Raw genomic sequence first — 24,522 nt, 5'->3', positions numbered from 1 at the left:
CATGGAGGGCGGGACGGACCGAAGGTGGAGGCCCCGGCCGTCATGCCGACGGCGAACAGCCGTCACGCCAGCGGCGAACAGGGGGCGCATCCTCTCCGGATCCGCGTACTCTCGATCCATCACCACCACCTGACGGGGGAGGACTCATGTTCGAACGCTTCACCGATCGCGCCCGCCGCGTCGTCGTCCTGGCGCAGGACGAGGCACGCCTGCTGAACCACAACTACATCGGCACCGAGCACATCCTGCTCGGCCTGATCCACGAGAACGAGGGCGTGGGCGCCAAGGCCCTCGAGGCCCTCGGCGTCACCCTCGACGCCGTGCGCGAGCAGGTGCGCGACATCATCGGCGAGGGCAACCAGACCCCTTCGGGCCACATCCCCTTCACGCCCCGTGCGAAGAAGGTGCTCGAGCTGAGCCTGCGCGAGGCGCTGCAGCTGGGCCACAACTACATCGGCACCGAGCACATCCTGCTCGGCCTGCTCCGCGAGGGTGAGGGCACCGCGGTCAAGGTGCTCTCACGCCTGAAGGCGGAGCCGTCGGCCGTGCGCCAGGAGGTCATCGAGCGCCTCTCCGGCTACCAGGGCAAGGAGCCGGCCAACGCCGGCGGCCCCGCCGAGGGGCAGCCCGCGGGCTCGCTCGTGCTGGACCAGTTCGGTCGCAACCTCACCCAGGCCGCCCGCGACGGCAAGCTCGACCCGGTCATCGGGCGCGAGATGGAGGCCGAGCGCGTGATGCAGGTGCTCTCGCGCCGCACCAAGAACAACCCGGTGCTGATCGGCGAGCCCGGCGTCGGCAAGAGCGCCGTGGTCGAGGGACTGGCCCAGTCGATCGTCGCCGGCGACGTGCCGGAGACCCTCAAGGACAAGCAGCTCTACACGCTCGACCTCGGCTCCCTGGTCGCCGGCTCCCGCTACCGCGGTGACTTCGAGGAGCGCCTGAAGAAGGTGCTCAAGGAGATCCGCACCCGCGGCGACATCATCCTGTTCATCGACGAGATCCACACCCTCGTGGGTGCGGGTGCCGCCGAGGGCGCGATCGACGCCGCCAGCATCCTCAAGCCCATGCTGGCTCGTGGCGAGCTGCAGACCATCGGGGCGACCACCCTCGAGGAGTACCGCAAGCACATCGAGAAGGACGCCGCGCTCGAGCGCCGCTTCCAGCCGATCCAGGTGGATCAGCCCTCGGTGGCCCACACCGTGGAGATCCTCAAGGGCCTGCGCGACCGCTACGAGGCGCACCACAAGGTGACCATCACCGATGCGGCGCTGGTGGCCGCGGCGAACCTCGCCGACCGCTACGTCAACGACCGCTTCCTCCCGGACAAGGCGATCGACCTGATCGACGAGGCAGGTGCCCGCCTGCGCATCCGCCGCCTCACCGCGCCGCCCGAGCTCAAGGAGTTCGACGCCCGCATCGAGGAGTCGCGGAAGAAGAAGGAGGAGGCGATCGACGGACAGGACTTCGAGCTCGCCGCCTCCCTGCGCGACGAGGAGCAGAAGCTCAAGTCCGAGCGCGACGAGAAGGAGACCGCCTGGCGCCACGGCGAGTCCGACGCGGTGACCACCGTCAGCGAGGAGGTCATCGCCGAGGTGCTGGCCGCCTCCACCGGCATCCCGATCGTGAAGCTCACCGAGGAGGAGTCCTCGCGGCTGCTCCACATGGAGGACGAGCTGCACAAGCGCGTCATCGGGCAGAACGAGGCCATCAAGGCCATCTCCCGCGCGATCCGTCGCACCCGCGCCGGTCTCAAGGACCCCAAGCGTCCGGGTGGATCGTTCATCTTCGCCGGCCCCACGGGCGTCGGCAAGACCGAGCTGGCCAAGGCGCTGGCGGAGTTCCTGTTCGGCGACGAGGAAGCCCTGATCCAGCTCGACATGTCCGAGTTCGGCGAGAAGCACACGGCCTCGCGCCTGTTCGGCTCGCCTCCCGGATACGTCGGCTACGACGAGGGCGGCCAGCTCACCGAGAAGGTGCGCCGCAAGCCGTTCTCCGTGGTGCTCTTCGACGAGGTGGAGAAGGCCCATGTGGACATCTTCAACTCGCTGCTGCAGATCCTCGAGGACGGTCGTCTCACCGACTCACAGGGACGGGTGGTGGACTTCAAGAACACCATCATCATCATGACCACCAACCTCGGCACCCGTGACATCGCCAAGGGCGTGTCCATGGGCTTCACCGCGGGCGGCGACCTCTCCACCGACTACGAGCGGATGAAGTCGAAGGTCCACGAGGAGCTCAAGCAGCACTTCAAGCCCGAGTTCCTCAACCGCGTCGACGACGTGGTGGTCTTCCCGCAGCTCTCCAAGACGGAGATCGTCCAGATCGTCGATCTGGAGATCGCCAAGCTCGAGAGCCGGCTGCGCGACCGGGACATGGCGCTCACCCTCACGGCCGGGGCGAAGGACCTCCTGGCGGAGAAGGGCTACGACCCGGTGCTCGGTGCACGGCCGCTGCGTCGCACGATCCAGCGCGACATCGAGGACTCGCTCTCCGAGCGGATCCTGTTCGGCCAGATCCAGGTCGGCGACGAGATCGTCGTCGACGCGGAGGGGGAGGGCCTGCTCGGCGAGCTGACCTTCGCCCGCCGCTCGGCGGACGGCGAGCTCCAGGCGATCTCCGAGGTCGTCGACGTCGAGTCGATGACCCAGGCCCGCGCCGAGGATCTCACCCATGCCGATGGAACCGGCTCCCCGGAGTCGAGCAGCGCGGAGGCCAGCGCCTCCTGATCGCCGGTGCCGGTCCCGCCTGAAAGCGGGGCCGGCACCGCTGCTCGCCCCGACACCTCCGTCGGACGGCGAGCTCCACCGCTCCGGGTCCACGCGACCAGGACATCTGCCATGACGCGCCCCGGGATCCCGGCGGCGCGGCGGGCCTTCGACGGAGAGGACGCATGGGCGACACCATCGACTGGCTGCTGTCCCTGACGGGACAGATGGAGGACTGGATCCTCGGCGTCGCCGACGCCTGGTGGGTCCACATCATGGTGTACCTCTTCGCCGCCTTCGACGGGTTCTTCCCGACGGTGCCCAGCGAGTCGACGATCGTGACCCTGTCCTCGCTGTGGTCCAGCTCCGGGCGGCCCTCGATCATCTTCCTGGGGCTCGCCGCCTGGATGGGCGCGTGGACCGGGGACAACCTCGGCTACCTCTTGGGCAGCAAGGTCGGCGTGAACCGGTTCCGCTTCCTGCGCGAGGGCAAGGGCCGAGCCGCGGTCGAGGCGGCCGAGCGCGGACTGGAGAAGCGCGCGCTGGTGTTCCTCATGACGGCGCGCTACATCCCCTTCGGCCGCACGGCGGTCAACCTCGTGGCGGGCGCCGTGCACTACCCCCACAAGAACTTCTGGCCCCGCTCGCTGCTGTCCACCTTCGTGTGGGCCGCGTACTCCTGTGCGATCGGGGCGATCGCCGGGGCCTGGTTCGCCGACCACCACCTGCTCGCGATCAGCGTGGCCCTGGTCGCCGCCGTCGTCATGGCTCTCGTGGCCGAGAGGCTGATCGCGGTCCTGCACCGGGCGCTGGACCGACGGGCCGAGCGCCGTGAGGCGGCGGCCGCATCCCACGTGGCGCCCGACGACGAGCCGGCGGCGCGCACGGAGACGGAGCATGTGACGGAGCCCGTGGGCGAGCACGTGTCCGAGGCCCGTGCCGAATCGCCCCTCAGCCCCGCCCGAGGAGAGGACACCCCCGCATGAGCATCACCATCCGTCCCGCCCTGCCGGCGGACGTGCGCGGGATCAACCGCCTCGTCGAGCCGATGACCCACACCGGGATCCTGCTGGGCAAGGACCTCGTGTCCTACTACGAGTCGGTCCAGGAGTTCCTGGTCGCGATCGACGAGTCCGGGGAGGTGGTGGGCTGCGGTGCGCTCCACGTGATGTGGGAGGACCTCGCCGAGGTGCGCACCCTGGCCGTGCACGAGGGGCAGCGCGGCACCGGCCTCGGCCACCGACTGCTCGACGCCCTCCTGGAGCGGGCGCTCGGCCTCGGCCTGGACCGCGTCTTCTGCCTGACCTTCGAGGTGGAGTTCTTCTCCCGGCACGGCTTCGAGGTCATGAGCGAGACGGTCGCCCCCGACATCTACAACCAGCTCCTGCGCTCGCCCGACGAGGGCATCGCGGAGTTCCTCGACCTGGCACGGGTCAAGCCCAACACCCTCGGCAACACGCGCATGATCCGGTCCCTGCACGACGCCGGCTGACCGTCGGCGCGCGGGCACCTCGGGCCCTCACGGAAGCCGCACCTCGGCACCATTCCGCACGGCGAGCCCGTCGGTGATCAGCGATTCCAGACAGCGCCGCACCCGCGCGGGATCCTCGGCATCGAGGGCGAACAGCGGCGCCTCGCGCGAGGAGCCGTCCTGACGCAGCACGGCCATGATCTTCCCGCGCATCTGGCGGTCCGTCCCCTCGAAGGCCTGGCGCGGCCTCGAGCCCTCCTCCGCGGCGGGCCGGCCGGCCGCGACCCAGGCGCACTGGGCCTTCAGCGGGCACAGCTCGCAGCGGGGCGAGCGGGCGGTGCAGACCAGGGCGCCGAGCTCCATCACGGCCTGGTTCCAGGCGACCGACCGACCCTGCTCGGCCGGGAGGCTGCGCGTGGCCAGGGCCCGCTCCGCCGCGCTGTAGGAGCGATCGGGCACCGGCCGACCGAGCACGCTCCGGGCGAGGACCCGGCGGATGTTGGTGTCGACCACCACCGCCCGTCCGTGGTGGGCGAAGGCCGTGACCGCGGCGGCCGTGTACTCGCCGATCCCGGGCAGTGCGCGCAGCGCCTCCTCGCCGTGGGGCACCCGCCCGCCGTGCTCGCGGACGATGGCCCGAGCGCACTCCTGCAGGCGCAGGGCCCGGCGCGGATAGCCGAGGCGGTCCCAGCAGCGCAGCACCTCGGCGGTGGGGGCGTCGGCGAGATCGGCCGGCTCGGGCCACCGCTCCATCCACTCCCGCCAGCGGGGGAGCACCCGCACCACAGGGGTCTGCTGGAGCATGACCTCGGAGACGAGGATCGCCCAGGCGGAGACCCCCTCGTGCCGCCAGGGCAGGTCCCTGCCCTCGTCGGCGAACCAGGCGATCACCGCGTCGATCTCGCGGTCCTCCGCACGGGCGGTCCTGTCGGCGGGCACGACGACGGCGCGGGCCGGAGCCATGCGGCTCCGGCCCGCGCCGGTGGAAGAGGGTGCCGCAGCACCGTTCACGATGTTCAGACCTGGGGGGTGTTCCCGCCGCGCTGCGCGGTGAGCGCGTCACGGATCTCGGTGAGCAGGACGATGTCCTCGGAGACCGCGGTCTCCTCCTCCTCGGGCAGGCCACGACGCTTGCGGTCGAGCTTGCGCGCGTGGGAGATCGGCAGCACGAAGACGAAGTACACGACCGCGGCGGTGATCAGGAACGCGATGACGGCCGAGAGGATCGCGCCGATGTCGACCAGGGTCGAGTCATTGGTGATCTTGAAGGCGAGCCCGTTGACGTTGCCGCCGCCGAAGACGTTGATGACCGGCTGGATCAGGTTGTCGACGAAGGCGCCGATCAGTGCGGTGAACGCACCGCCGATGACGACACCGACCGCGAGGTCGATGACGTTGCCCTGCATGACGAAGTCCTTGAAACCCTTCATGGGTGTTCCTTACTGGGGTCGGGGATGTGGGGAGAGCCGCGCGGACGGCCCGTGAGGACTCTAGCGGATCACGAACCGATCACAGACACAAGCAACCCGGCCGACGCCGCGCCGTGAGCCACTTCTCGCGACCTCGACTCCTCCACCACGACCAGGGCTTCTGTCGTCCCGGTCGTCCCACCGAGGGCGGGTGCTCCGGGCTCCGGGGCGACGATCTCGACGACGCGGGCGGGGATCTCCGCGCCGGGAGTCGCTGTGGGGTCCAGAGGGAGGAGCAGGACCTCGCTCCCCGCTCCCAGATGCGGGGCGAGCGCGGCGGGCACCGGGACGACCATCAGGACCGACCCGTCGGGGATGTGCACCCCGCCCTCGCCCTCGAGGGTCCCGGCCAGGAGGGGAGTGCCGGGCTCCAGGGGAAGGCGGGCGGTGCGGCCGATCACCTCGTCGATCGCGCGCGGGGCGCCCTCGGGGACCAGCGACGGCGCGACCCGCGCGGTGCTCAGGTCCTTCGCGGCCAGCACGGTGCCCGCCGGGATCGGGGTGCCGGCGACGACGATCTCGACCCCACGGGCGGACGGCGGCAGGAGGCCGGGGACCACGGCCGCGACCAGCGCTGCGGCGGCCAGGACGGCGAGGAGGCGGCGGCGGCGACGCAGGGCGCGACGCCAGAGGGGGAGGTGGGAGCGAAGGCGGGAGAGCATGCGCTCACGCTAGGCACGTGCTGGGACGCACCGCTCACGGCGCGGATCCGTGGTGGACGGCGGGTCCCTGGGGAGGAACGGTGACCGGCTCCCCGGCGTCGCTCAGGAGGCCGCGGCGGCGGGCTGGGAGCTCGAGGACGCGGTGGAGGACGAGGAGGAGTCGGAGGCGCCCGCTCCGGTGCTCGCGGGGGCGGCGGACTCGGAGGACGAGCCGGCCTGGCTCGACGAGCTGCTCGACGACGAGGTCGAGGCGCCGGAGGTCGCGGAGTCGGTGGAGTAGAAGCCCGGACCCTTGAACACGATGCCCACCGAGTCGAATACCTTGCGCAGCGTGTCCTGCGTGCACTCGGGGCAGGTCAGCAGGGAGTCCTCGCTGAAGCTCTGGTACTGCTCGAAGCGGTGGCCGCAGTTCTTGCAGGCGTAGACGTACGTGGGCACGCGGGATCCTCCGGGATTCTCGAAGTATGGGTCGCGCGCGGGCGACCGGAGGAGAGTCTACGACCGCGAGGCGCTCACATGCCCGCGGACGTGATCAGTGAGACGAGCCCGTCGGCGGTGAGCACCTCCGGGATCGGCACGTCGTGCCGGTCGCGGGGCAGGGAGTTGGTCGGCAGCAGCTCATCGGGGTGGATGACCGCCACCACGCGCGCCCCGACGGGGAGCATCCGGAGCGCCCTGTCGTAGTAGCCGGCGCCGTGCCCGATCCGCGTCCCCGAGCGGTCCACCGCGACGGCAGGTGCGAGCACCAGCGCCGCCGCCTCCAGCGCGCGGGTGCCGAGCCGTGTTCCCGCGGGCTCCCGGCCGAAGCCCCGACCGGGCGAGTCGTGGAAGTCCGCGGCGCCGTCCCAGAGGATCCACTCCAGCTCCTCCCCGGCCGCGGCGGGGAAGACCAGGCGAGCCCCGGCGGCGGCGAGGCGACGGGCGAGCGGCAGCACGTCGGCCTCGGTCGCCGTGGGGTGGTACACGGCCACGAGCGGTGGCGGGGCGCCCACGGCCCGGGCGGCGGCGGCCGAGTCCTCGACGGCGGCGATCACCGGCGCCGCGTGCTCCATGAGGCGTCTGCCCTCCGCCTCTCGGCGAGCGGCGCCGCCCGGGCCGGCGTAGGTGGCGGCACGGCGGGCACGCAGCTGTCGCCGCTGCTCCTGCTTGCGAGTTCTCATCGCCTGCTCGTCCATGACCTCAGGGTCGCACGGCACGGCGCGTCCGGGCCGCAGTGCCCCGGGACCAGGGCCGGAGCCGTCTACGATGACGCGATGGTTCATGTGTGGCCGGTGGCCCTTCACGACGGAGAGCTGACGCTGCGTCCGCTGCGCCGTCGTGATCGCGCGGCCTTCGATCGGCTGCGGGAGTGCAACGCCGGCTGGCTGCGCCCCTGGGACGCGACGGACCCGGAGCATGGTCCCCGCCGGGTCGACTTCCGCGTCCTGCGCCGGTGGAACCAGGAGCAGGCCCGGCTGGGGCTCGCGCTGCCGATGGTGATCACGGTCCACGGCCGGCTGGTCGGGCAGATCACCGCAGGACCCCTCCAGTATGGTGCGCTGCGCACCGCGGTGCTGGGGTACTGGATCGACCGCGACGAGGCGGGGCGCGGCGTGGTGCCGCGCGCGGCGGCGCTGCTGATCGACCACCTCTTCGCGGAGCTCGGGATGCATCGCATCGAGGTCACCGTCCGACCCGAGAACGAGGCGAGCCTGCGCGTCGTCCGGAAGCTGCATCTGCGCGAGGAGGGGCTGCGCCGTGCGGCGATCCACGTCGACGGGGCCTGGCGCGACCATCTCGTCTTCGCCCTCACCGCCGAGGAGGTCGCCACCGGGGACGACGGCCGCGGCGTGCTGCGCCGGCTCCGTGATGAGTTTCCTTCCGACACGCCCAGGACATGACCTGGGGAATCACAGCGGTGTCATTAAGGTGTCGGTGTGGAGTCGATCAATCTCGGAGCCGTCCTCTTCGGCATCCTGCTGCTGCTGTGGCTGGGCTACGCCCTGCCGCGCACCGCACGTCGCCGTGAGGTGATGGGCCGAGCCCGCGCCGCCGACGAGGCCGAGATGTCCTCCCAGGCGCGGGACCTCTCCGCGGCCGTCCACGCCCGCCGCACGTCCTCCGAGGTGAACCCGCCCATGTCCCAGGACCGCCTGCTCCTGCGTCCCGCCGATCCCACACGCCGCCCGCGCTTCGACGCGGATCCCGGCAACCGCATGGATCCCGTCGAGGAGCGCTCGCGCTCGCGACGGGCGCTCGGACTGGTCCTCGGCGGCCTGCTGGCGGTCACGGCCGCCCTCGTGCTCCTCGCCGTGCTTCAGATCGTGAGCTGGTGGATTCCGCTGCTCGGCATCGCGGGACTCGGCGTCTACCTCCTGGGTCTGCGCCGCGCCGAGCTGCAGAGGCGCGCCCGGCTGACCCGTGCGGCGACCCGCGCCCGCGAGCAGCGGGCACGCGCAGAGACCGCCCGTCGGCGTGAGGCCGTCGAGCAGCCCGCGGTCGCGGCGGCGCCGCAGGGCACGCAGGCTCCGGCGGATCAGGGCCCGGCGGCCCCCACCGCGCCGCGTGCCGACCTCGAGGTGGCCGAGCAGCGTGCGGCTGAGCAGGTCGCGCGACCCGGCGAGTGGACCCCGCGTCCCGTGCCGCGCCCCTCCTACGCACTGCGCGGCGAGGTCGACGACCTCGCGACCCGCCATGCGGCGCACCGCCAGAGCATGCTCGCCACCTCCGTCCCGCTCGAGAACGAGCGGGTCGAGGAGCTCGAGGCCGTGGACGAGGCCTTCGCCCCGGCACAGGACCTCCACCTCGACGACATCCTCGCCCGCCGCCGAGCCTGAGATGAGGGCGCTCGGGGACATCGGCGCCCTGGCGGCGCTGCTGGCCCGCGAGGGCTGTGACGAGCGGCCCTTGGCCGTGCTCGACCGCACCGGGGCAAGCTGCACTGGCTCGGCCGGCGCGAGCTCGCCGCGCTGCTCCCGCGCTTCGAGGACTTCCGCGCCGTGCGCGCCGCGGCGGATCCGGACGGGCTCCTGATGAGCCCCTGCCTCCGGCATCTGCTCGGCTGAGCCGGGCGGCCCGGCCGCCCGCAGCTCGTCCATGGCCGGTCCCGGTCCGCACCGTGTCCGCCCGCCCGCCGTCGAGCGGGCCGGGCTAGCCTGATCGAGATGAACACCACCGCGCCCCGCACCTCGCCCGCCGACATCCCCACGCCCTCGCAGCTGCTGGACATCGCGCTCACCGCCGCGCACGCCGCCGCGGAATACATCCGCGGACTGGACCGCGACGCGCTCGAGCGCGAGTATAAGACCTCCAGCCATGACATCGTCACCGAGCACGACCAGGCCAGCGAGGAGATCATCGTCGGCGAGCTGCGGCGGCTCCTGCCCACCGCGCGCATCATCGGCGAGGAGGGAGGGGAGCGTCCCGCCGAGCAGGAGGCCGACGGAGGCGACGGGCAGGTGGTGAGCTTCTACGTGGACCCGATCGACGGCACCAGCAACTTCGCCGCGGGGCTTCCCATCTTCTGCATCTCGATCGGTGTGGCGATCGACGACGAGCTGGTCGCCGGAGTGATCGACGCACCGATCCTCGGCCAGGTCTTCGCCGCCGCCGACGGCGACGCCACCCTCAACGGCACGGTGCTGCGCCCTCGCTCGACCCGTCCCGCGGCCGACGCCCTCGTGCTCTCCGGCTACCCGGGCCAGCGCACCCGCGCCGAGTTCCCCGAGTATGCGGCGCGCGGCCTCGGAGCGCTCGAGGAGCAGGTCTCCGCGGTGCGCCACCTCGGCTCGGCGGCCATCGAGCTCGCCTACGTCGCCGCCGGCTGGGCGGACGCGACCGCGCTGACCATGATCAACGCCTGGGACGTGGCCGCCGGATTCCACATCCTGCGCCGCGCCGGCGGATCGCTGCGCACCTGGCCCGGCGTCGAGGGCGTGGAGGGGCCCGATCACCTGCAGCCCGCGTACGTCGCGTGCACCGGCCAGGAGCGGATCGAGGTGCTGGACGCCCTGCAGGACGAACTGCAGGAGCTGCGCGTCCCGCGGAGCTGATCGCGCCTGTGACCTTCGTCAAGGCGTCGAGCTCGATGCGACAGCACCACCGGGGCGATGCTAATCTGTCGAGGTCGCACAGCGACATGGGGCTATGGCGCAGTTGGTAGCGCGTCTCGTTCGCAATGAGAAGGTCGGGGGTTCGAATCCCCCTAGCTCCACCGCAGGAAGCACGAAGGAACCCTGCACCGCATCTCCGCGGTGCAGGGTTCCTTCGTCATGCGGCCCCGTGTCGGGACAGCAGGTCCGGGCTCCGAGGGCCGGTCAGCGGCCCACGGTCTCGAGCTGTCGCTCCGCGAGCCGACGTCCGGAGCGGCGCGCGAGGTCCTCGGCGGTGGTCCGGATCTCCTCGGCTGCCTCGGTGAAAGCGTCCAGCGCGGGGTTGACGCCCACGAGGGTGAACTCGCGGCTCACGACCTCCAGGTCGATCTGCCACACGTCCTCGAGGAGGCGACGCATCCAGGCGGTCGCGTGGTCCCACCCCTCCTTCGGGCTGCCGGGTGAGTAGTTCCCGCCCTGCACCGTGACGAGGACGCCGGGCCTGCCCGCGGTGACCGGGGTGAGCCCCGGGGCCATGCGGGGATCGGCGATCACCAGATCGGCATAGGCCTTGAAGTGCTGGGAGACGCCGTAGTTGTACAGCGGTGCCGCGAACAGGTAGGCGTCCGCCTCCACCAGCTCGTCGACGAGCGCCCCGGCGAGGCCGAGCGCGTCCTGCTGCGCCCGGGTGCGGTCCTCCTCCGGAGTCGCTCCGGCGGCCAGGGCCAGCGCCCAGGCGTCGCCGGGGAGCGGGGCCGTGCCGATCTCACGGTGCGCCCTGCGGGTGTCGTCGGCGTTCTCGCGCCAGGAGGATTCGGCGACGTCGGCGAGGGCACGGCTGGCGGAGCCGTCGTGGCGGATGGAAGCGTCGAGGCGAAGCAGGGACAAGGTGGTCAACTCCTGTGATGGTCATGCGCTGAGCGGCCCGGCCGATGGTGGTGATCGGGCACGCTTCCCAGGATCGAGCGGAGCGGACTCCTTGACAAACTCCACGTAACCTACTTACCTTTCGTCAGTGACCACGGACCGAGCCCCAGCCCCCGCCCCGCCCCTGCGGATCAAGGACGAGGAGTGCGGCAGGCTCTCCGGTGTCATGGAGATCGTCGGCAGGCGCTGGTCCAGCGGGATCCTGCTCGCGATGGCCATGGGTGCGGAGCGGTTCACGGAGATCCAGCATCGCGTCGACGGACTCTCCGGGCGCATGCTCAGCGTCCGGCTCCGCGAGCTCGAAGAAGGAGGCCTCGTGCTCCGCATCGTCGCCCCGACCACGCCGGTCAGCATCACCTACCGCCTCTCCGAGCGCGGCATGGATCTCCTCCGCTCCCTCCAGCCCATCGCGCACTACGCCCGCCGCTGGGATCCCTCCGTCGAGGAGCAGCGAGGCGCGGCGGCCTCTGGGTCTCGGTGAATCCCGGAGCGGTCAGCGCCCCGGCGTCAGCGTGAGGATCTCGGCGCCGTCGGCCGTGATCACGATCGTGTGCTCGCTGTGCGCGGTCCGTGCTCCGTTGGCGCTGCGCAGGGTCCATCCGTCGGCGTCGGTGACGAGCCGGTCGGTGCCGTCCATGACCCACGGTTCGAGCGCGAGCAGCAGCCCGGGGCGCAGCCGGTAGCCGCGGCCGGGGCGCCCGCTGTTCGCGATGTGCGGATCCTGGTGCATCGTGGAGCCGATCCCGTGCCCGCCGAACTCGAGGTTGATGGGATAGCCCGCCTCGGCGAGCACCGAACCGATCGCGTGCGAGAGGTCGCCGATCCGGGCGCCCGGCTCCGCGGCGGCGATCCCTGCGGCCAGCGCCCGCTCGGTGGTCGAGATCATCCGCTCGTCCTCCGCGTCGCGTTCTCCGCCGACCACGAAGCTGATCGCGGCATCGGCCGCCACCCCTCGCAGCGACACCGCGAGGTCGAGGGTGAGCAGGTCTCCGTCGGCGAGACGCCGATCGTGCGGCTTGCCGTGGAGCACGGCGTCGTTGACCGCGGTGCAGATGTGATGGCCGAAGGGTCCGCGGCCGAAGGAGGGTGCGTAGTCGACGTAGCAGGAGTCGGCGCCGGCCTCGAGGATCATCTCCTTCGCCCAGCGGTCGATCTCCAGCAGATTCGTCCCGACCCCGGTCCGTGCGCGGAGCGTGTGCAGGATGGTGCCGACGAGATGGCCGGTGTCGCGGGCGCGGTCCAGCTGGGCGGGGGTGAGGATCTCGATCATGCGGATGATAATACCGGCCATGAAGTACCGGTACTAGTATCGGCTCCATGGTCAGACTTCCGCTCAGCCCCGAGGAGATCGCCCGAGGACGCCGCCTTGGCGCACTGCTGCGCCGTGCACGCGGCGACCGATCGATCCTCGAGACCGCGCTCGAGGCCGGGATGTCCCCGGAGACGCTGCGCAAGATCGAGACCGGGCGCATCGCCACCCCGGCGTTCCCCACGATCGCAGCGCTCGCGCAGGTCCTCGGGATCTCGCTCGACACGCTCTGGGACCGGGCGACGCACGAGGATCCGGCGGAGCCGGGGGACGCCGACGAGGTGATCGCGACCGGTCGGACCCGGTCCCGTCTCACCGCGCTCTGAACAGGCCGCTCAGCGGGTGCTGCCGGTCGGGATCGGATGGAAGCGGCCTCCCGCCCCACGGGTGAGCACCACCGCGCTCGGCGGCCCCACCTGGGCGCCCGTGTCCTCCAGATGCTCGATGACCACGGCGAGGGCATGTCGGGCCGCCGCGTCCTCGTCGGCGCGAGTGCTCGCCTCGACCGCGAAGCGCAGCGCGACCCTGCCCACCCGCCTGCCGGCCACCAGCGGCGCCTCGACCTCCTGCTGCTCGATGACGTGCAGCGTGCCGAGAGCGGCGGTCGCCTGCTCCATGACGTCGGCGGGGGAGGAGCCGGGGTGGAGCGTGCCGATGGGCACGTGCAGGCGGTAGCTGGGCATGGCCGAAGGCTATCCGGGTCGGGGCCGAGGATGTGGCTAGGATCGAGCCATGCCAGCTGCCCGTGAGACGGACCGATGACCCGCAGCATCGTCCTCGTCCACGCCGTCCGCTCCTCGCGGACCATGTGGAAGGGACAGATCCGCCGACTGCGCGAGCGCGGCTACGAGGTGATCGCCCCGGACCTGCCCGGCCACGGCCACCGCCGCGACGAGGAGTTCACCCTCGACGGGGCGCTCGCCACCCTCGACGAGGCCGTCTCGAGCTGCGCCGAGCCGCCGCTGCTGGTGGGCCTCTCGCTCGGCGGCTACCTGACCCTCCACTGGGCGGGCACCCGGCCGGGCCGGCTCGCGGGCGTCGTCGCCGCGGACTGCACGATCGTCCCGGGGCCGGCGAAGGCCCGGCTGTACGGGCTGTGGATCTCCATGAAGGACTGGCTGCCCGGGGACTCCGACGCGCGCGTCGCCCGTGCCTTCGCTCGTCAGCACACCCGCAAGGCCGCCAAGCGGTACTACGGAGGCGGTCGCGCCCATGGCGTGGTGCGCGCGGTGGTGAGCCTGATCGGCAGCCTGGACCTGCTCGCCGATGTCGCAGCGATCGACGTCCCGATCACCTTCGTCAACGGCGAGCACGACCCGTTCCGCCGCCACGAGGCACTGTTCGTGGAGGCCGCCCGCGACGGCGAGCTGGTGATCCTGGCCGACGCCGGCCACATCGCGAACCTCTCCCGGCCCAAGCGCTTCGCGAAGCTGCTGCACCAGCGCGCGCGGGCGGGTGTGGCGGTGTGAGCGCTGCCCGGGGACCCCTCGGTCAGGCCGGCCCCTGGCCCGTGGTCCTGGTCCACGGCACGCGCACCTCGCACAGCCAGTGGGACCTCCAGCTCCCGGCCCTGCGCGCTGCCGGCCACCGCGTGCACACCCCTGACCTCCCGGGCCACGGCGCGCGGCGCGGTGAAGCGTTCACCCTCGACGCGGCGGAGGAGGCGATCGAGTCGGCCGTCCGCCGCGCGCATGAGCACACGGGCATGCCGGTGCACCTGGTGGGCAGCTCGCTCGGCGGCATGCTCGCGGTCCACTCCGCCACCCGACTCGGCGACGGATCCGGCGCCGGCCCGCGCGTGCTCGGCTCGCTGACCGCCTGCGGAGCGGCGCTCCAGCCCGCGCCGCGCGTCGCACGCTGGTACGGACGGCTCATGCGGGCCACCGACCTCGATCCCCGGATGGGCTCGGGCGGTGACGGCGACCTCTTCCTCCGGATCCTCGGGCCCGACGGCGCCAGGGCCTACCTGCGCGGGGGCCGCGCCGACCCCTCCGTCATCGCCCCGGCCTTCGCCGCGGTCGCCTCCCTGGACCTGCGCGCCGACCTGCGCCGGATCCCCGTGCCGGTCACCTTCCTGCACGGCCGTCGCGATCAGCTGCGCCTGCACGAGCGGAGCTTCGCCGCCGCCGCGCCGCGAGGTCGGGTGGAACTGCTGGAGTACGGGGACCACATGGTGAACCTCAAGCGGCCCGGCCGCTTCGCGACCGACCTGCTGCGGGTCCTCGCCCGCGCCGAGAGGGAGCAGGGCACAGCGCCCGTCGGGCCGTAGGCTGGGCCCATGGACCCCACCACCCTGCGCGTCGGCTTCGTCCCCGGCGTAGAGCCCGACCGTTTCATGCGCCGTTGGAAGTCGGGCCGACGGGAGGCCTGGCTCGAGCTGGTCCCGATTCCGCTCTCGCGCCAGCACGAGGCGCTCGCCGCCGGCGAGGTCGACATGTGCTTCGTGCGCCTGCCGCTGACCGCCGAGGAGCTGCACATGGTGCCGCTGTGGGAGGAGCGGGCCGCGATCGTGGTGAGCGGGGACGACGTGCTCAGCCTGCTCGACGAGGTCTCCGCGGAGGATCTCGAGGGCGAGACGGAGATCCCCGCCGCCCACCCGGACGACGCCGCGGAGCGCATCGCCGTCGCGGCCAGCGGGGTCGGCTACACCCGCGTCCCGCTCTCCCTGGCGCGCCTGCACCATCGCAAGGACGCCGCCTCCCGGATCCTCCGTGACGCCGAGCCCACCCGCATCGCCCTGGCCTGGCCCCGGGCGGCCGATGACCCGGTGCGCCAGGAGTTCGTCGGTGTCGTGCGCGGCCGCACCTCCCGTTCCAGCCGCTGACCGCCCGACCCGTCGACCCGCCCGCCGACGGGCGCAGACCGTCCCGCCCGCCCTCACCCCCTGACACCTCCGAAGGAGCATCACCGATGACCGAGCAGCCCCGCATGAACGTCGAGAGCTTCAACCTCGACCACCGCACCGTCGCCGCGCCCTACGTGCGCATCGCCGACCGCAAGGAGCTGCCCGGCGGCGACGTGCTCACGAAGTTCGACGTGCGCTTCACCCAGCCCAACGTCGCGCACCTGGAGTCCGAGACGGTCCACTCGCTCGAGCACATGATGGCCGAGCACATGCGGAACCACTCCGAGGACGTCCTGGACGTCTCGCCGATGGGCTGCCGCACGGGCTTCTATGTGCTGCTGGTCGGCGACCACACCGCGGAGAGCTTCGCCCCGGTCCTCGAGGCGACCCTGCGCGACCTGATCGCGGCCGACGAGGTCCCCGCGGCCAACGAGGTCCAGTGCGGCTGGGGAGCCCACCACACCCTCGAGGGAGCGCAGGCCGCCGCACGCGAGTTCCTCGACCAGCGGGACGCCTGGGGTCAGGTCACCGCGAGCTGATCCCCTCGCGCACCGCCGCCAGCAGGCGCGCGGTGCGCTGGTCGGTCGCGATGTCGTCGATCGACACCGGAGCGCCGGCGGCGTCAGCGAGCGGGATCCGCCAGTTGGGGTATTCCTCGTCGGTCCCCGGCTGGTTCTGGATCCGCCGCTCGCCCACGCAGTCCACGAGCGAGACCCCCAGCAGCAGCGACGGGGTCCGCGCCAGATGGCGGTGCAGGGCGAGCACGGTCTGCTCGATGTCCGCCCCCGCCTCGAGCAGCCCTTCCGCGCGCAGCAGGTCGAGCACGCTCTCGCGTCCGGCGGCGTCGGCGGCGAGCTCCTCGGTCAGATCCCGCTCGAGCAGGCCCAGCTCGTGGCGGAGGGCCACGTGGTCGCCCGCGAGGTATCCGGCCGTCGGCGGGAGGTCGTGGGTGTTCACCGAGGCCATGCACAGGGTGCGGTAGTCCTCCGGTACCAGCGGAGCGCCCTCCCTGTCGGCCTCGAACCACAGGATCGAGGTGCCGAGGATCCCGCGGTCCACCAGGTGGTCGCGCACCCACGGCTCGAAGGTGCCGAGGTCCTCGCCGATCACCAGGGTGCCCGAACGCTGCGCCTCGAGGGCCAGGATCCCGATCATCGCCTCGTGGTCGTAGGAGACGTAGGCGCCGTCGGACGCCTCATGGCCCTCCGGGATCCACCAGAGCCGGAACAGCCCCAGCACGTGATCGATCCGCAGCGCGCCGGCATGGCGCATGAGCGTGCGCAGCATGTCCCGCCACGGCCGGTAGGAGGCCTCGCGCAGCCGCTCGGGGTGCCACGGCGGCTGGTGCCAGTTCTGGCCCTGCTGGTTGTACTGGTCGGCCGGAGCTCCGACCCCCACACCCTCCGCGAGCACCTCGCGCAGTCGCCAGGCGTCCGCGCCGACCTGCTCCACGCCCACGGCGAGGTCGTGCATGATCCCGATCCGCATCCCGGCCGACAGCGCCGCGGCCTGGGCGGCGGCCAGCTGCTCGTCCAGCAGCCACTGGGTCCGGACATGGAAGTCCACCCGGTCCGCCAGCTCCTGGCGCGCCTGTTCGAGGAAGGTCTCGTCGAGATCCCGCAGCCGGGGCTCGTCGGCCGTGCCCCGCACAGACTCCGCGATCGCGCACCACAGCGCGAAGTCCTCGAGCCCCTGCCCCTCCCGGGTGCGATAGGCGTCCAGCAGGGCGCGGCGCCCTGCCGTCAGCGGCACCGCGTACAGCTCCTCGAGCGCCTCCAGCTTGGCCGCCAGCACCTCGTCCCGCTCCAGGCGGTCCACCCGGTCGTTCCAGCCGGCGACCCGCTCGCGCAGGAGCGCGACGCGCTGGCGGGCGAAGTCGGTGAGCTCGCGATGCTCGGGGACGTCCTCGATGCGCAGGTACAGCGCACCGGTGAACCGGCGCGTGACCGGAAGATAGGGGGAGGGCTCGACCGGAGGGGTCGGGTAGGAGGCGTGCAACGGGTTGACCAGGAGGAAGTCCGCGCCGTGGCGGGCGCCGCCGATCGCGGCGAGATCGCGCAGGTCGGCGAGATCGCCGAGGCCCCAGGAGCGCTCGGAGCGGACCGAGTAGAGCTGCGCCTGGAGCCCGAAGGCCCGCTTCGCGGCGTACTGCTCGTGGACGGTGAGGCGGGAGGGGGTCACCACCAGGTCTGCCTCGGCCGGGCCCTGCTCGCTCTCGGCCACCAGCCGGTGCCATCCCAGCGGGAGAGCGGCGGGGAGATGGAAGCGGGCGCGCCCGCGCAGCGTCCCGTCGAGGTCGAAGGGCGGGGTGTTGTCCTCCGCCTGCTCGAGGTCCCGCCGTCCGCCGTCCTCGAGCAGCAGGTGCAGCTGCACAGCCGTGCCGTGGTCGACGTGGACCGGCACGGTGGTCGCGACGTCCTCCCGCATCACGGTGACCGGCGGCAGGGTGCGGGACCACGGGGAGCGCTCGCGCTCGAGACGGACCGCGGTGATGTCCTCCTCGCCCTGCACCGGGGTGCCGAGGGCGGCGAGGATCGCATGGAGGGTGTCATCGGCGACATCCTTCTGTGCGCCGTCCCAGCCCCAGTACCGGGTGCTGACGCCGAGGTCGCGGGCGAGATCACGCAACGCTGAGGAATCCGGGTCCATGGCGTCATGGTAGTGGCCCCGCCGTCGTGTCGACGCCCGTGCTCAGCGGAAGGGGAGCAGCTCCCGGGGGTGCGACCCCGTGGACAGCAGCGTGTTGAACGCGTCGTCGAACTCGCGACCCTCCGCCGGGTTGATGCCGTCGAGCTTGAGGGAGGTGCCGTGACGGCGACCATCGCCGAGCTGGACTCGGGGGAGGGGGTGCTCGGGGCGACCCTCGCCGATGCGCGCACCCTGTCGGCCCTCACCGCCCTCAGCGCGGCGGAGGCGGGTCAGGCGACGCTCTTCGCGAGCACCGGAGCCGTCCATGCGATGGACACGCCCGAGCAGGCTGAGACCGAGGCGGAGGTGCGGGAGCTCTCCCGGACGGAGCTCCGTTCCCTGATCGGCGATCTGCTGGTCTCCGGCGCTGGGCGAACGGGGAGCTGATCCGCTCGGACAGCTCCGGACCGGCTCAGGTCCAGGAGGGCAGCCACATCCGGTAGCGCCACTGCTCGAGGTCCAGCACCTGCCCGGTCCAGATGGGCCAGAAGAAGGCGGAGACGAGCACGATCAGCACCAGCAGCGATCCCACGAACAGCCCGCCGGCGAGCCGTCGCTCGCCGTCCGCCCGGGGGGAGCCGATCAGCAGCGTCAGCACATACGCCAGGCACAGCATCAGCCAGGGCGAGAAGGCGATCGTGTAGAAGGTGAAGATCGTCCGCTCGGAGTAGAACAGCCAGGGCACATAGCCGGCGATGATGCCGGACAGCGCCGCCCAGGCGCGGCCGTCGTGCCGGACCACGGCCAGCACCAGCGTCACCAGCAGGGCGAGGGTGCCCAGCCACCAGATGAGCGGATTGCCGACCGAGAGGATGTGGGCGCCGCACTTGGCGACCTCGCAGCCGTTCTCCCCGTACTCGTAGGAGCGGTAGTAGAAGTTCGTGGGCCGCAGCTGCAGCAGCCAGCCCCACGGGTTCGCCTGGTAGGGGTGCTCGGTGTCCAGGCCGACGTGGAAGGTGTACGCCTGGACGTGGTACAGCCACAGCGAGTGCAGGGAGTCGAGCACCCCGATGCCGGTGTCCACCCCCTTCTCCTGGGCGAGATGACGGTTGTAGCCGACCCCGGAGGCGAACCAGCCGGACCACGAGGCCAGATAGGTGACCAGGGCCGTGCCGACCGTCGCGAAGAAGGCGGGGATCGCATCCCGCACCAGCCCGCCCACCAGCCAGTCGCGCTGGGCGACGGTGCGCCGGGCCCACCAGTCCCACAGCACGGTCATGATCCCGAAGACCGCCACGAAGTACAGCCCGGACCACTTCACCGAGCAGGCCATGCCCAGCAGCACGCCCGCGGTCAGCCGCCAGGGGCGCAGACCGCCGGAGATCCCGAGCGGGGGCAGCGACCCTCCGCTCGTGTGCAGGCGGGCGCTCGCCGCGGCGAGCCGTTCGCGGAAGGCGTCCCGGTCCAGCAGGAGCGCTCCGAAGGCGGCGAGGGCGAAGAACATCAGGAAGGGATCGAGCAGGCTGGTGCGCGCGTGCACGAGCGAGACGCCGTCGATCGCGAAGAGCAGGGCGGCGATCAGACCGGCGGTGGTCGATCGGAACAGGCGCCTGCCGATGCGGGCGAGCATCAGCACGGCGAGGGAGCCCATCACGGCGGAGGAGATCCGCCACCCCCAGGGGTTGTCGGCACCCAGCAGCAGCATGCCGCCGCCGATCAGCCATTTGCCCAGCGGCGGATGGACCACGTACGAGCCCTGCGGCTCGTAGGTGTCCACGTCCCCGGCCTCGAAGGCGGCGTCCGGCTCGTCGGGCCAGTCCATCTCCACCCCCTGCTGCGTGAGGGTGTAGCCGTCCTTGACGTAGTAGGTCTCGTCGAAGATCAGCTCTCCGATGGACCCCAGGCCCCACAGCCGCAGCACCAGGGCGAGCCCGAACAGCGCCATCGCCCCGGCCCAGGCGATCCGCGAGACGGGAAGGTCGAAGGTCCTCAGGCGCCGACGGTAGGAGGCGAGCACGGCGCGCGGCTCGTCCTCGACGGCGGCGCGGTGGGCTGGGACAGTCGCTTCCTCCTCCGTGGGCACCCGCACATGCTAGGTCATCCGGGACATCCGCTGAGGAGACCTGCGGCGCAGCGCGCGGTGCGAGGGGGCGCCGGGGGAGCGGAGATGGCTAGCATGGCGGGATGCTCGAGCCCGGAGTCCTCACCCTCGCCGCCACCCCGATCGGGAACCCGCTGGACGCCTCGGTGCGTCTGATGCGGGCGCTCGGCGAGGCCGATCTGATCGCCGCCGAGGACACCCGTCGGCTCCACCGTCTGGTGCGGGAGCTGGAGGTCGAGACGACCGGAACGATCCTCTCGTACCACGAGCACAACGAGGCCGAACGGACCGGCACCCTGCTCGAGGCGCTCGCGGCCGGGCAGCGGGTCCTCATCGTCACCGACGCCGGCATGCCCGTGGTCTCCGACCCGGGGTTCCGTGCGGTGCGCGCGGCGACCGACGCCGGGCACCGGGTCACCGTGATCCCCGGGCCCTCCGCCGTGCTGACCGCGCTCGCCGCCTCCGGCATCGCGCCGGACCGCTTCACCTTCGAGGGCTTCCCGCCGCGGCGGGAGGGCCGACGGGCCGGAGCGCTCGAGCCGCTCGCCGCGGAGGAGCGGACCATGGTCTTCTTCGAGTCGCCGCGGCGCACCGCCGCGACCCTGGCGGCGATGGCGGAGGCCTTCGGCGGGGACCGGTCCGCCGCCGTGGCCCGTGAGCTGACCAAGACCTACGAGGAGATCCGTCGCGGCACCCTCGACGAGCTGGTCGCCTGGGCCGAGGCCGACGAGGTGCTCGGCGAGGTCGTCATCGTGGTGGCAGGAGCCGAGCCGGCGGCGGCGAGCGCCGAGGACCTGGTCGAGCTGGTGCTCGCCCGCGCCGCGGACGGAGCGCGGCTCAAGGATGCGGCGAAGGAGGTCGCCCGCGGCCACGCCGGGGTCGGGGCGAGCGAGCTCTACGACCTGGCGCTGCTGAGGAAGTGAGCCTGGCGTCGCAGAGGGAGTGAGCCGGCGCGGACCGTCGGGCGCTCAGCGCCCGTCGGCCGGCCCGACGCATCCCGCACAGCACGACGCCCCCGGCACCGAGTGCCGGGGGCGTCGCTGAAGATTCGCGGTGCGGGCAGGGCCCGCGGCGATCAGTCCTCGATCTGGAGGAGACCGCGCTGGTACGCCTTCGCGAGGCGACGCGGCACGGAGGCGGTGCGGCCGCGGACCGTCACCTGCACGAGGTCGGCGTTGTTGGCCTTCCACTGCGAACGACGGGAGTGCGTGCGCGCACGGGACATCTTGAACTTGGGCACTGCCATGGGACGCTCCTTGACGGTCCGGAGGATGAACAGCGTTGGCATCCGCCCGAGCAGCGACCCGAACCCGGTCCAACGGAATCGGGGCGCTCGGGTGCACGAAGGGACGCGCAACGACGCCCCATCTTGCCATATCGGGCCCCGCTCCGCCTCCCTGCGGCCCGTGAGCTATCACACCGCGTCGGCCGTGATGCCTGCTCCGGGGCGGGGAGCACGGTCCGGTCACGACCTCGTCTCCGAGGGCCGCGGTGGTCCGTCGGCGTCGCCGGTCCTTCTACCATGGTCGCATGTCGTCACCGCACGAGACCCCGTCCGGGCCCGCCGCACCGCCACCGGTGCGCGACCGGGAGGACATCGACCCCCGAGGGAAGAAGCGCGACCGCTCCTGGCCGCCGGCTCCTGAGCCGCTCCCCGTCCCGGTGATCGACAACCACTGCCATCTGGACTTCGCCGACGGCGACGAGCAGCTCAGCGTCCACGACCACGTCGCACGCGCTGCGGCCGCGGGCATCGATGCGCAGATCACCATCGGCTCGGACCTCGAGGCGGTGCGCTGGACCGCCGCACTGCTCGCCTCGGAGGACTGCCCGCCGTCGCTGCGCGGCGGAGTGGCGGTGCACCCGAACGAAGCGGCCCTGCACGCCCGCGGACACGACCACGAGGGCCGTGAGCTGGTGGGGCTGGACGCCGCGATCACCGAGGTCTCCGAGCTGCTCCGCGGCCCCGGCATGATCGTCGTGGGGGAGTCGGGCCTGGACTGGTTCCGCACCTCTCGTGACGACGACCGGGCCCGGGAGGCGCAGATCGAGTCCTTCCGCGCTCACATCGCGCTCGCCAAGGAGCTGGACCTGCCGCTGCAGATCCACGACCGGGACGCCCATCGCGACGTGCTCGAGGTGCTCGAGGCCGACGGCGCTCCCGAGCGGACCGTCTTCCACTGCTTCTCGGGGGACGCTGAGTTCGCCCGCGCCTGCGCGGATCGCGGATGGTTCCTCTCCTTCGCCGGCACCGTCACCTTCAAGAACGCCGACGGTCTGCGCGGCGCGCTCGCCGAGGTGGGCCTCGGCCAGGTCATGGTCGAGACCGACGCCCCCTTCCTCACGCCGGTGCCCTACCGGGGCCGACCGAACTCCTCCTACCTGATCCCGATCACGATGGCGACGATCGCCGAGGTGACCGGCACCGATCTGGAGACGGCCTGTCGCCGGATCCGCGAGACCACCGAGTCCGTGTACCGCTGGCCCGAGGCGGTGGCCGCATGACCGACGCCGACGCCACGAGCGCGGGGATCCTGCTGACCGCGCGTGACATCCGCGAGCTCGCCGATGCCGCCGGGATCCGTCCCTCCAAGCAGCGGGGCCAGAACTTCGTCATGGACCCCAACACGGTGCGCACCATCGTGGGGCGTGCCGGGGTGGAGCCCGGGCAGGCCGTGCTCGAGGTCGGACCCGGCCTCGGATCCCTGACCCTCGGGCTGCTCGAGGCGGGTGCCGATGTGGTGGCCGTCGAGCTGGACCGGGGTCTGGCCGAGCTGCTCCCGCTCACGCTGCGTGCCCGCGGCGTCGAGGAGGAGCGCTTCCGCCTCGTGCACGCCGACGCCCTGCAGGTGCCCGAGCTGCCTGCTCTCCCGCGCGCCGGGGAGCCGACGGCTCTGGTCGCGAACCTGCCGTACAACGTGGCCACGCCGATCCTGCTGACCATGCTCGAGCGCTTCCCCTCCCTCCGCTCCGCCCTGGTGATGGTCCAGTCCGAGGTGGTGGACCGCCTGACCGCGGGTCCGGGTTCTCGCACCTACGGGGGACCCAGCGTGAAGACCGCCTGGTACGGCACGGCTGTGCACGCGGGCCGGATCTCCCGGCAGATCTTCTGGCCGGTCCCCAACGTCGACTCGGCGCTCGTGGAGCTGGTGCGGCATGAGGAGCCGCTCGGCACCGACGCGGAGCGGGAGACGGTGTTCGCCGTCATCGACGCCGCCTTCGCCCAGCGCCGCAAGACCCTGCGCGCCGCGCTCGCCGGCTGGGCCGGCAGTCCGCCCCGGTCCGAGCAGATCCTGCGCGCGGCCGGCATCGATCCCGGTGCCCGGGGCGAGACGCTGGGCATCGAGGGCTTCCGCGCCATCGCTCGCGCGGAGAAGGGCGTCGACTGATGCCGCCGTCCCGCCACCGGGTGGTGGTGCGTGCGCCGGGGAAGATCAACCTCTCCCTGGGCGTCGGCGCGGTCGACGATCGGGGCTATCACGCTCTGGCCACGGTCTTCCAGGCCGTGGACCTCTACGAGACGATCACCGCGACCCGCGCCGAGGGCCTGAGCCTCGAGGTCACCTCGGAGGTGCCGGGCGACATCCCGCTCGACGGGTCCAACCTCGCGCTGCGTGCGGCGGAGCTGCTGCGCACCGAGCACGAGGTGCAGGACGGGGCCGCGCTCCACATCCACAAGCAGGTACCGGTCGCGGGAGGAATGGGGGGCGGATCGGCCGATGCCGCCGCCGCCCTGGTCGCCCTGGACCGCCTGTGGGGGCTCGGCCTCAGCGGCGAACGGCTGCGGGCCCTCGGGGGTCGGCTCGGCGCCGACGTCCCCTTCGCGATGCTCGGCCATACCGCGCTCGGCCGCGGCAACGGAGCGGACCTCACCACGGTGCTCACCCACGGGGAGTGGACCTGGCTGCTGGCCGTCCCCGGCGGGCATCTCTCCACCCCGGCGGTGTTCCGTCGGTTCGACGAGATCGCCGCCCGCGGAGGCAGGGTGCCACCGGCGCAGCCGTCCGTCGATGATCGCCAGCTGCAGGCGCTCAGCAGCGGGAACATCGAGCTGCTCGCCGATACGCTGCACAACGATCTCCAGGCTGCGGCCTTCGCGCTGCATCCCGGGCTGGAGCCCGTGGTCGAGGCCGCTGAGCAGCTCGGCGCATCGGCGGCGCTGGTCAGCGGGTCCGGGCCGACGGTCGCCGTGCTGGTGGAGGACGAGTCCCAGGCGCGGTCGATCGCCGCTGGGCTGATGCGCGATGGGCTGGTCGAGTCGTGCCTGGTGGCCAGGGGGTCCGCCCCTGGAGCGAGCGTGCTCGAGGAGGAGTGAGGTCGCCCCTCGCTTCG

General features: G+C 72.3%; 28 protein-coding genes, 1 tRNA gene and 1 pseudogene. 19 read left to right on the top strand and 11 right to left on the bottom strand.

Translation table 11 applies throughout. The features are described from left to right. Positions 1 to 146: 146 nt before the first annotated feature. The 3 genes from CFK41_RS10400 (at position 147) to CFK41_RS10390 (ending at position 4,200) form a co-directional block, all read left to right on the top strand. Positions 147 to 2,729 (top strand): ATP-dependent Clp protease ATP-binding subunit, encoded by a 2,583-nt coding sequence (locus tag CFK41_RS10400; protein WP_096799587.1) that lies wholly within the window; start codon positions 147 to 149, stop codon positions 2,727 to 2,729. Positions 2,730 to 2,893: 164 nt separating this feature from the next. Next, positions 2,894 to 3,694, top strand: a complete 801-nt coding sequence (locus CFK41_RS10395; RefSeq protein WP_096799586.1) for a DedA family protein — start codon at positions 2,894 to 2,896, stop codon at positions 3,692 to 3,694. Then, complete coding sequence (locus tag CFK41_RS10390) at positions 3,691 to 4,200, top strand: amino-acid N-acetyltransferase (protein ID WP_096799585.1); 510 nt, start codon at positions 3,691 to 3,693, stop codon at positions 4,198 to 4,200. The genes CFK41_RS10395 and CFK41_RS10390 overlap by 4 nt, the downstream gene beginning before the upstream one ends. A gap of 27 nt (positions 4,201 to 4,227) precedes the next feature. Here the strand turns inward: CFK41_RS10390 and CFK41_RS10385 are convergent, their stop codons facing one another. From CFK41_RS10385 to CFK41_RS10365, 5 genes are all read right to left on the bottom strand, one after another. Next, positions 4,228 to 5,142, bottom strand: a complete 915-nt coding sequence (locus CFK41_RS10385; protein ID WP_096799584.1) for an HhH-GPD family protein — start codon at positions 5,140 to 5,142, stop codon at positions 4,228 to 4,230. Positions 5,143 to 5,195: 53 nt separating this feature from the next. Further along, positions 5,196 to 5,609, bottom strand: coding sequence for a large conductance mechanosensitive channel protein MscL (gene mscL, locus CFK41_RS10380; protein WP_096799583.1), 414 nt, complete (start codon positions 5,607 to 5,609; stop codon positions 5,196 to 5,198). Positions 5,610 to 5,677: 68 nt separating this feature from the next. Beyond that, complete coding sequence (locus CFK41_RS10375; RefSeq protein WP_096799582.1) at positions 5,678 to 6,310, bottom strand: SAF domain-containing protein; 633 nt, start codon at positions 6,308 to 6,310, stop codon at positions 5,678 to 5,680. Between the two features lie 102 nt (positions 6,311 to 6,412). Beyond that, on the bottom strand, positions 6,413 to 6,748 hold the full coding sequence (locus CFK41_RS10370) for an FmdB family zinc ribbon protein (protein ID WP_096799581.1): 336 nt from the start codon (positions 6,746 to 6,748) through the stop codon (positions 6,413 to 6,415). A 74-nt stretch (positions 6,749 to 6,822) separates the two neighbouring features. Beyond that, the gene (locus CFK41_RS10365; RefSeq protein WP_227873041.1) at positions 6,823 to 7,470 is read right to left on the bottom strand and encodes a 5-formyltetrahydrofolate cyclo-ligase; all 648 of its coding nucleotides are present in this window, start codon (positions 7,468 to 7,470) and stop codon (positions 6,823 to 6,825) included. Between the two features lie 93 nt (positions 7,471 to 7,563). Here CFK41_RS10365 and CFK41_RS10360 point away from each other — a divergent pair, with 93 nt between their 5' ends. The 5 genes and pseudogenes from CFK41_RS10360 to CFK41_RS10340 all read left to right on the top strand — a co-directional run bounded on the left by CFK41_RS10360 (position 7,564) and on the right by CFK41_RS10340 (position 10,502). Then, positions 7,564 to 8,190, top strand: coding sequence for a GNAT family N-acetyltransferase (locus CFK41_RS10360; protein ID WP_096799579.1), 627 nt, complete (start codon positions 7,564 to 7,566; stop codon positions 8,188 to 8,190). Between the two features lie 36 nt (positions 8,191 to 8,226). Then, positions 8,227 to 9,126, top strand: a complete 900-nt coding sequence (locus CFK41_RS10355; RefSeq protein WP_096799578.1) for a hypothetical protein — start codon at positions 8,227 to 8,229, stop codon at positions 9,124 to 9,126. Between the two features lie 90 nt (positions 9,127 to 9,216). Beyond that, positions 9,217 to 9,354, top strand: a pseudogene (locus CFK41_RS10350) (D-arabinono-1,4-lactone oxidase); the annotation flags it as partial. A 99-nt stretch (positions 9,355 to 9,453) separates the two neighbouring features. Then, positions 9,454 to 10,341: an inositol monophosphatase family protein gene (locus CFK41_RS10345; RefSeq protein ID WP_096799577.1), complete on the top strand. Its 888-nt coding sequence runs from the start codon at positions 9,454 to 9,456 to the stop codon at positions 10,339 to 10,341. Between the two features lie 88 nt (positions 10,342 to 10,429). Further along, a tRNA-Ala gene (locus CFK41_RS10340) sits at positions 10,430 to 10,502 on the top strand. 103 nt (positions 10,503 to 10,605) lie between these two features. On the opposite strand, the gene CFK41_RS10335 is transcribed toward CFK41_RS10340, so the two are convergent. Further along, positions 10,606 to 11,277, bottom strand: coding sequence for an FMN-dependent NADH-azoreductase (locus CFK41_RS10335; RefSeq protein ID WP_227873040.1), 672 nt, complete (start codon positions 11,275 to 11,277; stop codon positions 10,606 to 10,608). A 118-nt stretch (positions 11,278 to 11,395) separates the two neighbouring features. Here CFK41_RS10335 and CFK41_RS10330 point away from each other — a divergent pair, with 118 nt between their 5' ends. Continuing rightward, entirely contained in the window at positions 11,396 to 11,788 is a 393-nt protein-coding gene (locus tag CFK41_RS10330; RefSeq protein WP_227873039.1) for a winged helix-turn-helix transcriptional regulator, read from the top strand. Positions 11,789 to 11,800: 12 nt separating this feature from the next. On the opposite strand, the gene map is transcribed toward CFK41_RS10330, so the two are convergent. Further along, on the bottom strand, positions 11,801 to 12,577 hold the full coding sequence (gene map, locus CFK41_RS10325; protein WP_096799574.1) for a type I methionyl aminopeptidase: 777 nt from the start codon (positions 12,575 to 12,577) through the stop codon (positions 11,801 to 11,803). 47 nt (positions 12,578 to 12,624) lie between these two features. On the opposite strand from map, the gene CFK41_RS10320 reads away from it, so the two are divergent. Further along, positions 12,625 to 12,942 (top strand): helix-turn-helix domain-containing protein, encoded by a 318-nt coding sequence (locus CFK41_RS10320; RefSeq protein ID WP_096799573.1) that lies wholly within the window; start codon positions 12,625 to 12,627, stop codon positions 12,940 to 12,942. Positions 12,943 to 12,951: 9 nt separating this feature from the next. Here the strand turns inward: CFK41_RS10320 and CFK41_RS10315 are convergent, their stop codons facing one another. Then, positions 12,952 to 13,299 (bottom strand): hypothetical protein, encoded by a 348-nt coding sequence (locus CFK41_RS10315; protein WP_096799572.1) that lies wholly within the window; start codon positions 13,297 to 13,299, stop codon positions 12,952 to 12,954. 75 nt (positions 13,300 to 13,374) lie between these two features. Here CFK41_RS10315 and CFK41_RS10310 point away from each other — a divergent pair, with 75 nt between their 5' ends. From CFK41_RS10310 to CFK41_RS10295, 4 genes are all read left to right on the top strand, one after another. After that, a complete protein-coding gene (locus tag CFK41_RS10310; protein ID WP_096799571.1) occupies positions 13,375 to 14,085 on the top strand; it encodes an alpha/beta fold hydrolase in 711 nt (236 codons plus the stop codon). After that, complete coding sequence (locus CFK41_RS10305) at positions 14,082 to 14,885, top strand: alpha/beta fold hydrolase (RefSeq protein ID WP_096799570.1); 804 nt, start codon at positions 14,082 to 14,084, stop codon at positions 14,883 to 14,885. The genes CFK41_RS10310 and CFK41_RS10305 overlap by 4 nt, the downstream gene beginning before the upstream one ends. 9 nt (positions 14,886 to 14,894) lie before the next feature. Beyond that, positions 14,895 to 15,440: a LysR substrate-binding domain-containing protein gene (locus CFK41_RS10300; RefSeq protein ID WP_096799569.1), complete on the top strand. Its 546-nt coding sequence runs from the start codon at positions 14,895 to 14,897 to the stop codon at positions 15,438 to 15,440. 86 nt (positions 15,441 to 15,526) lie between these two features. Further along, a complete protein-coding gene (locus CFK41_RS10295) occupies positions 15,527 to 16,000 on the top strand; it encodes an S-ribosylhomocysteine lyase (protein ID WP_096799568.1) in 474 nt (157 codons plus the stop codon). Here the strand turns inward: CFK41_RS10295 and malQ are convergent. Next, a complete protein-coding gene (gene malQ, locus CFK41_RS10290; RefSeq protein WP_096799567.1) occupies positions 15,987 to 18,110 on the bottom strand; it encodes a 4-alpha-glucanotransferase in 2,124 nt (707 codons plus the stop codon). The genes CFK41_RS10295 and malQ overlap by 14 nt on opposite strands. A gap of 159 nt (positions 18,111 to 18,269) precedes the next feature. Here malQ and CFK41_RS10285 point away from each other — a divergent pair, with 159 nt between their 5' ends. Beyond that, the gene (locus tag CFK41_RS10285; RefSeq protein WP_151904729.1) at positions 18,270 to 18,536 is read left to right on the top strand and encodes a hypothetical protein; all 267 of its coding nucleotides are present in this window, start codon (positions 18,270 to 18,272) and stop codon (positions 18,534 to 18,536) included. Between the two features lie 25 nt (positions 18,537 to 18,561). Here the strand turns inward: CFK41_RS10285 and CFK41_RS10280 are convergent, their stop codons facing one another. Beyond that, complete coding sequence (locus CFK41_RS10280) at positions 18,562 to 20,178, bottom strand: dolichyl-phosphate-mannose--protein mannosyltransferase (RefSeq protein WP_096799566.1); 1,617 nt, start codon at positions 20,176 to 20,178, stop codon at positions 18,562 to 18,564. 95 nt (positions 20,179 to 20,273) lie between these two features. Between CFK41_RS10280 and rsmI the strand changes: the two genes are divergently transcribed. After that, the gene (gene rsmI, locus CFK41_RS10275; protein WP_096799565.1) at positions 20,274 to 21,113 is read left to right on the top strand and encodes a 16S rRNA (cytidine(1402)-2'-O)-methyltransferase; all 840 of its coding nucleotides are present in this window, start codon (positions 20,274 to 20,276) and stop codon (positions 21,111 to 21,113) included. 152 nt (positions 21,114 to 21,265) lie between these two features. On the opposite strand, the gene rpmF is transcribed toward rsmI, so the two are convergent. After that, entirely contained in the window at positions 21,266 to 21,436 is a 171-nt protein-coding gene (gene rpmF / locus CFK41_RS10270; protein WP_096799564.1) for a 50S ribosomal protein L32, read from the bottom strand. A gap of 284 nt (positions 21,437 to 21,720) precedes the next feature. On the opposite strand from rpmF, the gene CFK41_RS10265 reads away from it, so the two are divergent. From CFK41_RS10265 to CFK41_RS10255, 3 genes are read left to right on the top strand one after another with little or no spacing between them, the layout of a single operon-like run. Next, a complete protein-coding gene (locus CFK41_RS10265) occupies positions 21,721 to 22,695 on the top strand; it encodes a TatD family hydrolase (protein WP_151904728.1) in 975 nt (324 codons plus the stop codon). Continuing rightward, the gene (rsmA, locus tag CFK41_RS10260) at positions 22,692 to 23,579 is read left to right on the top strand and encodes a 16S rRNA (adenine(1518)-N(6)/adenine(1519)-N(6))-dimethyltransferase RsmA (protein WP_096799562.1); all 888 of its coding nucleotides are present in this window, start codon (positions 22,692 to 22,694) and stop codon (positions 23,577 to 23,579) included. Before CFK41_RS10265 ends, rsmA begins: the two co-directional genes overlap by 4 nt. Then, the gene (locus CFK41_RS10255; protein ID WP_096799561.1) at positions 23,579 to 24,505 is read left to right on the top strand and encodes a 4-(cytidine 5'-diphospho)-2-C-methyl-D-erythritol kinase; all 927 of its coding nucleotides are present in this window, start codon (positions 23,579 to 23,581) and stop codon (positions 24,503 to 24,505) included. The genes rsmA and CFK41_RS10255 overlap by 1 nt, the downstream gene beginning before the upstream one ends. The last annotated feature ends 17 nt before the right edge of the window (positions 24,506 to 24,522 follow it).

Source organism: Brachybacterium ginsengisoli (assembly GCF_002407065.1).
GTDB lineage: Bacteria > Actinomycetota > Actinomycetes > Actinomycetales > Dermabacteraceae > Brachybacterium > Brachybacterium ginsengisoli.
The sequence above is the reverse complement of the archived record's forward strand: the minus strand, read 5'-3'. Positions and strand labels throughout refer to the sequence as shown.

Excerpts from the sequence above, each read along its gene's own strand:
- CFK41_RS10400 (WP_096799587.1), top strand. The coding sequence starts at position 147 with ATGTTCGAACGCTTCACCGATCGCGCCCGCCGCGTCGTCGTCCTGGCG.
- CFK41_RS10395 (WP_096799586.1), top strand. The coding sequence starts at position 2,894 with ATGGGCGACACCATCGACTGGCTGCTGTCCCTGACGGGACAGATGGAG.
- CFK41_RS10390 (WP_096799585.1), top strand. The coding sequence starts at position 3,691 with ATGAGCATCACCATCCGTCCCGCCCTGCCGGCGGACGTGCGCGGGATC.
- CFK41_RS10385 (WP_096799584.1), bottom strand. The coding sequence starts at position 5,142 with ATGGCTCCGGCCCGCGCCGTCGTCGTGCCCGCCGACAGGACCGCCCGT.
- mscL (WP_096799583.1), bottom strand. The coding sequence starts at position 5,609 with ATGAAGGGTTTCAAGGACTTCGTCATGCAGGGCAACGTCATCGACCTC.
- CFK41_RS10375 (WP_096799582.1), bottom strand. The coding sequence starts at position 6,310 with ATGCTCTCCCGCCTTCGCTCCCACCTCCCCCTCTGGCGTCGCGCCCTG.
- CFK41_RS10365 (WP_227873041.1), bottom strand. The coding sequence starts at position 7,470 with ATGAGAACTCGCAAGCAGGAGCAGCGGCGACAGCTGCGTGCCCGCCGT.
- CFK41_RS10360 (WP_096799579.1), top strand. The coding sequence starts at position 7,564 with ATGGTTCATGTGTGGCCGGTGGCCCTTCACGACGGAGAGCTGACGCTG.
- CFK41_RS10345 (WP_096799577.1), top strand. The coding sequence starts at position 9,454 with ATGAACACCACCGCGCCCCGCACCTCGCCCGCCGACATCCCCACGCCC.
- map (WP_096799574.1), bottom strand. The coding sequence starts at position 12,577 with ATGATCGAGATCCTCACCCCCGCCCAGCTGGACCGCGCCCGCGACACC.
- CFK41_RS10320 (WP_096799573.1), top strand. The coding sequence starts at position 12,625 with ATGGTCAGACTTCCGCTCAGCCCCGAGGAGATCGCCCGAGGACGCCGC.
- CFK41_RS10315 (WP_096799572.1), bottom strand. The coding sequence starts at position 13,299 with ATGCCCAGCTACCGCCTGCACGTGCCCATCGGCACGCTCCACCCCGGC.
- CFK41_RS10310 (WP_096799571.1), top strand. The coding sequence starts at position 13,375 with ATGACCCGCAGCATCGTCCTCGTCCACGCCGTCCGCTCCTCGCGGACC.
- CFK41_RS10300 (WP_096799569.1), top strand. The coding sequence starts at position 14,895 with ATGGACCCCACCACCCTGCGCGTCGGCTTCGTCCCCGGCGTAGAGCCC.
- CFK41_RS10295 (WP_096799568.1), top strand. The coding sequence starts at position 15,527 with ATGACCGAGCAGCCCCGCATGAACGTCGAGAGCTTCAACCTCGACCAC.
- malQ (WP_096799567.1), bottom strand. The coding sequence starts at position 18,110 with ATGGACCCGGATTCCTCAGCGTTGCGTGATCTCGCCCGCGACCTCGGC.
- rsmI (WP_096799565.1), top strand. The coding sequence starts at position 20,274 with ATGCTCGAGCCCGGAGTCCTCACCCTCGCCGCCACCCCGATCGGGAAC.
- rpmF (WP_096799564.1), bottom strand. The coding sequence starts at position 21,436 with ATGGCAGTGCCCAAGTTCAAGATGTCCCGTGCGCGCACGCACTCCCGT.
- CFK41_RS10265 (WP_151904728.1), top strand. The coding sequence starts at position 21,721 with ATGTCGTCACCGCACGAGACCCCGTCCGGGCCCGCCGCACCGCCACCG.
- rsmA (WP_096799562.1), top strand. The coding sequence starts at position 22,692 with ATGACCGACGCCGACGCCACGAGCGCGGGGATCCTGCTGACCGCGCGT.
- CFK41_RS10255 (WP_096799561.1), top strand. The coding sequence starts at position 23,579 with ATGCCGCCGTCCCGCCACCGGGTGGTGGTGCGTGCGCCGGGGAAGATC.